This is a genomic window from Variovorax sp. 20P10.2.4, assembly GCF_058244205.1.
On the sequence record NZ_JBZAYE010000334.1, the window covers coordinates 1 to 7,943 of the forward strand.

Consider the following 7,943-nt stretch of genomic DNA (forward strand, 5'->3'; position numbering starts at 1 on the left):
GGCTCAGCGCCGGCGCGGCGCTCGGCAACATCCTGAGCGCGGCGCACCAGCTCGGCTACGGCGCGATCGTGCTGAGCGGCGAGCGCTGCTTCGACGAGACGCTGGCGCGCCAGCTCGGCGTGCAGCCCGGCGAGGAACTGGTCGGCTTCATCAGCGTGGGCACGATCGCGGAAGCGCCGCCGCAGCCGCGCGAGACGCTGTCGCAGAACGTGTGGTCGTGCTGGCAGGGCGAGGCGCCCTGGGTGGCGTCGCCCGGCGCGCTACCGCCGCCGCCGGAAACGGACTAGCGCATCCGGTCGTCGGAGCGGGTCTCGGGCAAGCGCTCGAGCCGCGCGCCGAACCAGCCCACGCGCTCGGTCTCGCGCACGTCGAAGCGCGGCACGTAGGGCTTGATGTCGAGCACCGGGGTGCCGTCCATCATGTCGTTGCCGCTGAAGTGCAGGATGCGGCCCTCCACCGCCGTGAGCCGCACGATCGACAGCCCGAGCCGGTTGGGCCGCGCGGGCGCGCGGGTGGCGAAGACGCCGTGCGAGGCATCGTCGAGGAAGGGCACGACCTCGAGCTTCTCGTTCTCGCAGGCATGCAGCCGCGTGATCAGGATCAGGTAGTCGAAGCCCTCGATGTCGCGCAGCCCCGGCGCGAATTCGGCATGGACCTCGACACGGCCCATCTCCTCGGGCGCGCCCGCGGTCTGGATCGGCATGCCGGTGGCCTCGGTGAAGCGGCTGCGCACCACGCCCACGGGACGCAGCACGATCTCGTCGCGCGCTGCGGCGCTCATGGCGCGAGCAGCCGCGTGAGCGCGCGGATGTCGGCGGCCGTGGCCAGCCGCGCGGCGTTCTCGATCGCGCGGTAGTGCTTGACGATCTCCTCGCCCACGGGCGTGAGCGCCGTGCCGCCGCCATGCGAACCGCCGGCGGCGGTGTTCACCGCGGGCGAGCTCAGCGCATGGTTCATCTCGTCGATCAGCATCCAGGCGCGCCGGTACGACATGCCCAGGAGCCGGGCCGCGCCCGAGATCGAGCCGGTCTCGGCCACGGCCTCGAGCACGGCGATCTTGCCGGGGCCGATGGCGATGACGTCGTCGCGGTAGACGCGCAGGCGGAACTGGACTTTGGATTTCATGGCGGACGGAAAAAGCGCGGACGTGGGCGAGAAGGGTAAACGATGCGGCGGCCGGGCCGGCCGCCGGATTACCCGATGGCGCCGACTCGCCCGTCGAAGTCGTCATGTCAGAATGAACACAGCGCCAGGGCCGGCCCACGCCGGCTGGCCATCGGATGAGGAATCGAACCATGCGCCCCCTGTCCCTCGAAGCCCCCGGCAGCACCGTGCGCCAGCTGCTCGGCATCGCCGCGATCGTCGCCCTGCTCGCGGGCTGCGCCGGCACGCCGCCCACCGCACCGGCCGCGGCCGCGGGCCATGGCCCCTCAACCAGCGACGAGGCCTCGCCGGCCTTCACGGTCTCGGGGGCGGTACTCAAGCGCGCGCGCTTCGACCTCGCCGAGCTGCGCGCCATGCCCGCGACCACGCTCACGGTGGGTGCCGACACCTACACCGGCGTGAACCTGTGGTCGCTGCTCAACGATCCCGCGGTCGGGCTGCAGGCCGATGCGCGCGTGCGCAACCCACTGCTGTCGATGTACGTGGTGGCCATCGGCAGCGACGGCTACCGCGCGGTGGTGTCGCTGGGGGAGATGTCGCCGGAGTTCGGCAACAAAACGGCGCTGCTGGCCTATGCGCGCAACGGCATGCCGCTGGGCCGCAACGGCGCGGCGCGCCTGGTGGTGGCCGGCGACCAGAAGCCGGGCCGCTCGGTGGCGCGGCTGGCCGCGATCGAAGTGTTCGCGGCGCAGCCTTCGGGGCGCTGACGACGAAGCCGGGGCCGCGGGCCCCGGCGGGGGTTCAGTGGAAGAACTTGGCCGCGCTGATCAGCGTCTTGTAGACGCCCCAGGCCAGCGGAATGCCCACCGCCGCCCAGGCCAGCACCACGACCGCCGGGCTCACCGTGTCGGCACGGCCCGAGCCCTCGCCCACTTCGGAGGCCGCGGCCTTCTCGTGCGCGAGCTTCTTCTCGATGGCGAGTTCGGCATCGCTCATGAAGTGCTTGTCGGCCACCGGGCGCACCAGCAGGTTGGCGATGAAGCCGATCACCAGCATGCCCACGAGGATGTACATGGTCTGGTTGTAGACCTGCTCGCGCGGCAGGCCCAGGCCGAGCTGGTACTCGCGCATGTAGTTCACGACCACCGGGCCGAGGATGCCGGCCGTGGCCCAGGCCGTCAGCAGGCGGCCATGGATGGCGCCCACGAACTGGGTGCCGAACAGGTCGGCCAGGTAGGCCGGCACCGTGGCGAAGCCGCCGCCGTACATCGAGACGATGACGCAGCAGGCACCCACGAACAGCAGCTTGCTGCCCGCGCCGGCCGACGAGGGGATGCTCGCGTAGAGCACCGCGCCGAGCACGAAGAACACGGTGTAGGTGAGCTTGCGGCCGAGCTTGTCGGACAGGCTGGCCCAGACGAAGCGCCCGCCGATGTTGAACAGCGACAGCAGCGCGGTGAAGCCGCCGGCCACGACCGCGATGGCCGCGAGCTGGGTCTTGTCGAGTTCGCCGAACTTGGCCGGCAGGTCGATCAGCGCGCCGCCGAACACTTCCTGCAGCATCGGCGAGGAGATGCCGATCACGCCGATGCCGGCGCTCACGTTCATGCACAGCACCAGCCACACGAGCCAGAACTGCGGAATGCCCCAGACCTTCTTCACGTGCACGTGGCGCTGCGTGATCATGGCGTTGCTGGTCTGCGCGGGCGGCGGCGTCCAGCCGGCCGGCTTCCAGCCCGTGGGCGGCACGCGGTAGCCGAGCGCGCCGGCCATCATGAAGACGAAGTAGCCGATCGCCATCACGACGAAGGTCTGCATCACGCCGACGTCGTGGGCGTCCGAGAAGCGCTTCATGAGGTCGACCGCGAGCGGCGAACCGATCATCGCGCCGCCGCCGAAGCCCATGATGGCCATGCCGGTGGCCATGCCGCGGCGGTCGGGGAACCACTTGATGAGCGTGCTGACCGGCGAGATATAGCCCAGGCCCAGCCCGATGCCGCCGATGACGCCCGAGCCGAGGATCATGAGCCAGAACTGGTGCAGGTGGATGCCCAGCGCCGACAGCAGCATGCCGCCGCACCAGCACAGGGCCGACACCACACCGGCCTTGCGCGGACCCGCGCGTTCGAGCCAGCCGCCCCACAGGGCCGCCGAGCAGCCGAGGAAGACGAAGAACAGGGTGTACATCCAGCCCAGCGTGGCCACGCGCCAGTCGCAGTTCGTGGCGAACAGCTCGGCGAAGAAGCTCATCTCGCGCGCGCAGGCCTGGGCGCCGGTGCCGGCGGTGGCAAGCGCCTTCGACAGCGGCAGCCAGAACACCGAGAAGCCATAGGCCATGCCGATGCACAGATGGATGGCCAATGCTGCAGGCGGGACCAGCCAGCGGTTGTAGCCGGGGCCGGCGATGATGCGTTCCTTGTCGAGGAAGCCGGGCGCGGCGCCCGAGCCTTGGATGCGATCTCCCTCGAGAACGCCTGCAGTTGAACCTGCCATATCACTCCTAAATTGCCGGATCTGGAAAAACGGACTGTTGAAAATTTCCGGCGGCGGAGTGTGGGCGGCGCGGCCATGCGCCGTCAAATTCGATCGGCGCATGGGCCGATTCAAGAACTAAATGGCGCCCGCCATCCGCGCCACGCCCGCTATTCGCCCAGCGTACCGCTGTGCAGCGCGGCCTGGGCGAGCCACTCGGGCGTCTGCAGGAAGGCCAGCGCGGCCTCGAGGGCGCGCGAGGCACGCACGCCGTCCTGGGTCATGAAGCCGATCGGGGTGAGGATCTCGGGTGCCACCAGCGGCAGGGCCTCGAGTTCGCGGTAGCTGCGCACGGCCGCGACCATGGCGCCGGGCAGCACGCTGCTGACCGTGCCGGCGATGACGGCCAGCACGAGCGCAAGCACGGAGTTGGTCTCGATGGCCGGCGCCACGACGGTGCCGACGGCCTCGCGCAGCGCCTGGTCGACGATGGCGCGGTTGTGCATGTCGGGCGTGAGCAGGCACAGCGGCAGCTTCGCGGCCTCGGCCCAGGCCAGGGGCTTGCCGATGCGCAACTGGTCGTCGGAGGGCACGGCGGCGCGGCGCAGCAGGAAATAATGTTCGATGCTCTGCGGCCAGGCAGTGAGCTTGATGCCGGGCATGTGCATGCGTTCGGTGTAGCCGAGCGCGAGATCGACCGAGAGGCTCTCTAGGCCGGTCTCGAGTTCCTGCGAACTCATGGAGATGACGCCGGGCACGATGCCCGGATGGCGCTGGTGCAGCATGGCCGCGAAGCGCGAGAGCATGGGTATCGCCGTGGGCACGGCCGCCATGCGCAGGCTGCCGCGCGGTTCTCCGGCCTCGCTGCGCAATTCCTGCAGCAGCACTTCGTTGTCGCGCAGCATGCGTTGCGCTGTGGCGAGCACGCGTTCGCCCTCGTGCGTGAGGCCGACATAGACGCGGGCGCGCTTGACGATGACGACGCCGAATTCGGATTCGAGCGCGCGCAGGGCGTTGGACAGCGCGGGCTGGGTGATGTGGCAAGCGGCGGCGGCTCGGCCGAAATGCTTGTGTTCGCTGAGGGCTACGAGGTAGCGCATGGAGGCGAGGAGGTTCATCTCGCTGTCTCTCGCTGGGGTCGGGCGCTAGTTTCGGGGTGCGAAGGTTCGGGGCGCGTGCACAGGACAGCGGGTACTTCCCTCCGCGAATGTCCCCCGCCTTCGGCTCCTCCTTTATTTCGCTGCGGGAAGCACCCACTGCCCTGTGCACGTGGGCGCAGTCGTTGTGCGGGCCGGTTCAACCGCCCTGCCTCAGGCTCACGTCGATGGGGTACTCCCCGCAGCGAAATAAAGGAGGAGGCCGCAGGCCGGGGGACATTCGCGGAGGGGAGTACCCCATCGGCGTGAGCCCACCCCCACCCGCAACTGATCGCCCCCCCGAATCCCATCCTAGGTACTCTTGCTGACCGTGATCGTCGGAAACTTCGCCGAGAAATCCTTGGCCTTCTCGGCAATGCCCACCGCCACCTGCAGCGCCACGGCACGGTAGAGCCCCGCGATCTCGCCCTCGGGATCGGCCACCACCGTGGGCTTGCCGCTGTCGGCCTGCAGCCGGATGTCGATCGACAAGGGCAGCGCGCCCAGATAGGCCATGCCGTTCTGCTCGGCCAGCTTCTTGCCGCCATCGGCGCCGAAGATGTGTTCGACATGGCCGCAGTTCGAGCACACGTGCACCGCCATGTTCTCGACCAGGCCGAGGATCGGCACGCCGACCTTCTCGAACATCTTGATGCCCTTCTTGGCGTCGAGCAGCGCGATGTCCTGCGGCGTGGTCACGATCACCGCGCCGGTCATCGGCACGCGCTGGCTCAGCGTGAGCTGGATGTCGCCGGTGCCCGGGGGCATGTCGACGATCAGGTAGTCGAGGTCCTTCCAGTTGGTCTGGCGCAGCAGCTGCTCGAGCGCCTGCGTGGCCATCGGGCCGCGCCAGATCATGGCCTGGTCGGCGTCGACCAGGAAGCCGATCGACATCACCTGCACGCCGTGGTTCTCCAGCGGCTCCATGGTCTTGTTGTCGGTGCTCTCGGGGCGGCCCTCGATGCCCATCATCATCGGCTGGCTCGGGCCGTAGATGTCGGCGTCGAGCAGGCCCACGCGCGCGCCCTCGGCCGCCAGCGCCAGCGCCAGGTTGGCCGCGGTGGTGCTCTTGCCCACGCCGCCCTTGCCCGAGGCCACGGCCACGATGTTCTTCACGTTGGGCATCAGCTGCACGCCGCGCTGCACCGCATGGCTGATGACCTTGGTCGTGATGTTGACCGACACGTTGTCCACGCCCGGCACCGTCTTGGCCGCGGCCACCAGCGCCTTGCGCAGCGCCGCATGCTGGCTCTTCGCGGGATAGCCGAGCTCGATGTCGAAGGACACGTCGCCCTCCGAGATCTGCAGGTTCTTGAGCGCGCGGGTGGACACGAAGTCCTTGCCGGTGTTGGGGTCTGCGACGCTCTGGAGGGCGTTCGAGATCGCCTCGGGGGTGATGGCCATTGATCTAACTCCTGGAAGGCGGGTAGTCTAGTGCGCCCCGTCGGGGCCGACTCCCAACGCTTCGAATAACCGAAAAATGCCAGAGACAAGCCCCGCGACGACCGGCCTGCTGCTCACCGGCGGCGGCGCCCGCGCCGCCTACCAGGTGGGGGTGCTGCAGGCCATCGCCGAGATCCGGCGCGCGGCCGGCGCCGCCGGTGGCGGCAACCCCTTCCCGGTCATCACCGGCACCTCGGCCGGCGCCATCAACGCCGCCGTGTTGGCCTGCGGCGCCGACGACTTCGACGCCGTGGTGGCCCACATCGCGCAGTTCTGGGGCGAGTTTCGCGCCGGCCAGGTCTATCGGGCCGACTCGCTCTCGGTCATCGGCAGCGGCGCGCGCTGGCGCATGCTGCTGGGCCTGGGGCGCTTCGCGGCCAACTGGATGCGTGTGAAGCCGCGCTCGCTGCTCGACAACACGCCGCTGTCGGAGATGCTCGAGCGCATGGTGCCGCTGGACCGCCTGCCGAAGCTGATGCAGCAGGGCCACCTGCAGGCGCTGGCGGTCACGGCCTCGAGCTACAGCTCGGGCGAGCACGTGACCTTCTTCGAATCGGGCACGCCGATGGAGCCCTGGGTGCGCTCGCAGCGGCTGTCGGTGGGCTGCCGCATCTCGCACGCCCACCTGCTGGCCTCGGCCGCGATCCCCTTCGTGTTCCCGGCCACGGCGCTGCCGATGGAGGGCCACACCGAGTACTTCGGCGACGGCTCGATGCGCCAGTCGGCCCCGATCGCCGCGGCCATCCACCTGGGCGCGCAGCGCATCGTGGTGATCGGCGCGGGCCGCATGCACGAGCCGCGCGAGGCGCCCGCGCCCAACACCCACAGCGGCTACCCGACCATGGCGCAGATCGCGGGCCATGCGCTGTCGAGCATCTTCCTCGACGCGCTGGCGGTCGACATCGAGCGCCTGCGCCGCATCAACCACACGCTGGGCCTGATCCCCGAGGAGGCGCGCGCCGCGAGCGCGCTGCGCCCGATCGACCTGCTGGTGATCTCGCCCTCGGAACGCCTCGACGTGATCGCCGCGCGCCACGTCGACGCCCTGCCCGGCGCCGTGCGCCACCTGCTCGGCGGCTCGCAGGTCGCGGCCGACGTCAAGGGCGGCGCGCTCGCGAGCTACCTGCTGTTCGAATCGGGCTACACGCGCGAGCTGATGGCGCTCGGGCATGCCGATGCGATGCGGCAGCGCGAGGAGGTGCTGCGCTTCTTCGGTTGGGAGGAGGCGAGGCAGCCGGAATCGACCGCGGCCTGACTAGCTCAGGCCGAGCAGCACCAGCAGGCCGGCGATGAGCCCGTTCGCGGCCCTGGCATGGGTGACGCTGTCGCGCGCGATCGGATAGAGCTTCGCGCGCCGCCAGGCCCACAGGTTGTGGGCGACCGCCAGCGCGATGCCGGGCCCGATCAGCACCCACTGCCCCGATGCGCCCGCCGCGATCGCGAACAGCACCACGATCAGGACGCCGCCCATCGTGATCCCGCTGCTGGTGCTCGCCAGCACGTGCGAGAAGCCACCGCAGTGCGGGCAGGTCGCGGGCGCGCCTCGGCTGGACCAGCGCTTGGCCAGGTTCGCGATGCCGGGCTGCCGGCAGTGGGGACAGATCGACGTCATGCGGCTTCGTCCGAAATGCGGGAGCTCACGATAGCCGATCGCCCGCGCCGCGCGCCGTGGCGTCAGCCCTCCTCGGAGATCCCGAGCTCCGAGCACACCCGACCGAGCAGCGCCTTGAGCTGCGCCACCTCGGCCTCGAGCCGCGCCACGTTGGCCTTGAGCGCCGCCACCTCGCC

Annotated in this window: 9 protein-coding genes; 3 read left to right on the plus strand and 6 right to left on the minus strand. The window is 70.0% G+C overall.

Going from position 1 to position 7,943, the window contains the following annotated elements:
- Positions 1–287 (plus strand): nitroreductase family protein (locus tag AC27VN_RS25710; protein ID WP_490878353.1); only part of this gene is annotated, 287 nt, incomplete at its 5' end.
- Here the strand turns inward: AC27VN_RS25710 and tsaA are convergent.
- Positions 284–781, minus strand: a complete 498-nt coding sequence (gene tsaA / locus AC27VN_RS25715; protein WP_490878354.1) for a tRNA (N6-threonylcarbamoyladenosine(37)-N6)-methyltransferase TrmO — start codon at positions 779–781, stop codon at positions 284–286. The genes AC27VN_RS25710 and tsaA overlap by 4 nt on opposite strands.
- The gene (locus tag AC27VN_RS25720; protein ID WP_057592932.1) at positions 778–1,125 is read right to left on the minus strand and encodes a winged helix-turn-helix domain-containing protein; all 348 of its coding nucleotides are present in this window, start codon (positions 1,123–1,125) and stop codon (positions 778–780) included. The genes tsaA and AC27VN_RS25720 overlap by 4 nt, the downstream gene beginning before the upstream one ends.
- 170 nt (positions 1,126–1,295) lie before the next feature.
- Here AC27VN_RS25720 and AC27VN_RS25725 point away from each other — a divergent pair, with 170 nt between their 5' ends.
- On the plus strand, positions 1,296–1,871 hold the full coding sequence (locus AC27VN_RS25725; protein WP_490878355.1) for a hypothetical protein: 576 nt from the start codon (positions 1,296–1,298) through the stop codon (positions 1,869–1,871).
- 34 nt (positions 1,872–1,905) lie between these two features.
- On the opposite strand, the gene AC27VN_RS25730 is transcribed toward AC27VN_RS25725, so the two are convergent.
- The 3 genes from AC27VN_RS25730 to apbC all read right to left on the minus strand — a co-directional run bounded on the left by AC27VN_RS25730 (position 1,906) and on the right by apbC (position 6,116).
- On the minus strand, positions 1,906–3,597 hold the full coding sequence (locus tag AC27VN_RS25730) for an OFA family MFS transporter (protein ID WP_490878356.1): 1,692 nt from the start codon (positions 3,595–3,597) through the stop codon (positions 1,906–1,908).
- Positions 3,598–3,746: 149 nt separating this feature from the next.
- Positions 3,747–4,694, minus strand: coding sequence for a LysR family transcriptional regulator (locus tag AC27VN_RS25735; RefSeq protein ID WP_490878357.1), 948 nt, complete (start codon positions 4,692–4,694; stop codon positions 3,747–3,749).
- Positions 4,695–5,024: 330 nt separating this feature from the next.
- A complete protein-coding gene (gene apbC / locus AC27VN_RS25740; RefSeq protein WP_296778871.1) occupies positions 5,025–6,116 on the minus strand; it encodes an iron-sulfur cluster carrier protein ApbC in 1,092 nt (363 codons plus the stop codon).
- Positions 6,117–6,192: 76 nt separating this feature from the next.
- On the opposite strand from apbC, the gene AC27VN_RS25745 reads away from it, so the two are divergent.
- Positions 6,193–7,410, plus strand: a complete 1,218-nt coding sequence (locus AC27VN_RS25745) for a patatin-like phospholipase family protein (protein ID WP_296778873.1) — start codon at positions 6,193–6,195, stop codon at positions 7,408–7,410.
- Here the strand turns inward: AC27VN_RS25745 and AC27VN_RS25750 are convergent, their stop codons facing one another.
- Positions 7,411–7,767, minus strand: a complete 357-nt coding sequence (locus AC27VN_RS25750) for an RING finger protein (RefSeq protein ID WP_296791986.1) — start codon at positions 7,765–7,767, stop codon at positions 7,411–7,413.
- Positions 7,768–7,943: the final 176 nt, after the last annotated feature.

Bases quoted from the DNA above. Each gene is read 5' to 3' on its own strand.
- tsaA (WP_490878354.1), bottom strand. From the start codon at position 781: ATGAGCGCCGCAGCGCGCGACGAGATCGTGCTGCGTCCCGTGGGCGTG.
- AC27VN_RS25720 (WP_057592932.1), bottom strand. From the start codon at position 1,125: ATGAAATCCAAAGTCCAGTTCCGCCTGCGCGTCTACCGCGACGACGTC.
- AC27VN_RS25725 (WP_490878355.1), top strand. From the start codon at position 1,296: ATGCGCCCCCTGTCCCTCGAAGCCCCCGGCAGCACCGTGCGCCAGCTG.
- AC27VN_RS25730 (WP_490878356.1), bottom strand. From the start codon at position 3,597: ATGGCAGGTTCAACTGCAGGCGTTCTCGAGGGAGATCGCATCCAAGGC.
- AC27VN_RS25735 (WP_490878357.1), bottom strand. From the start codon at position 4,694: ATGAACCTCCTCGCCTCCATGCGCTACCTCGTAGCCCTCAGCGAACAC.
- apbC (WP_296778871.1), bottom strand. From the start codon at position 6,116: ATGGCCATCACCCCCGAGGCGATCTCGAACGCCCTCCAGAGCGTCGCA.
- AC27VN_RS25745 (WP_296778873.1), top strand. From the start codon at position 6,193: ATGCCAGAGACAAGCCCCGCGACGACCGGCCTGCTGCTCACCGGCGGC.
- AC27VN_RS25750 (WP_296791986.1), bottom strand. From the start codon at position 7,767: ATGACGTCGATCTGTCCCCACTGCCGGCAGCCCGGCATCGCGAACCTG.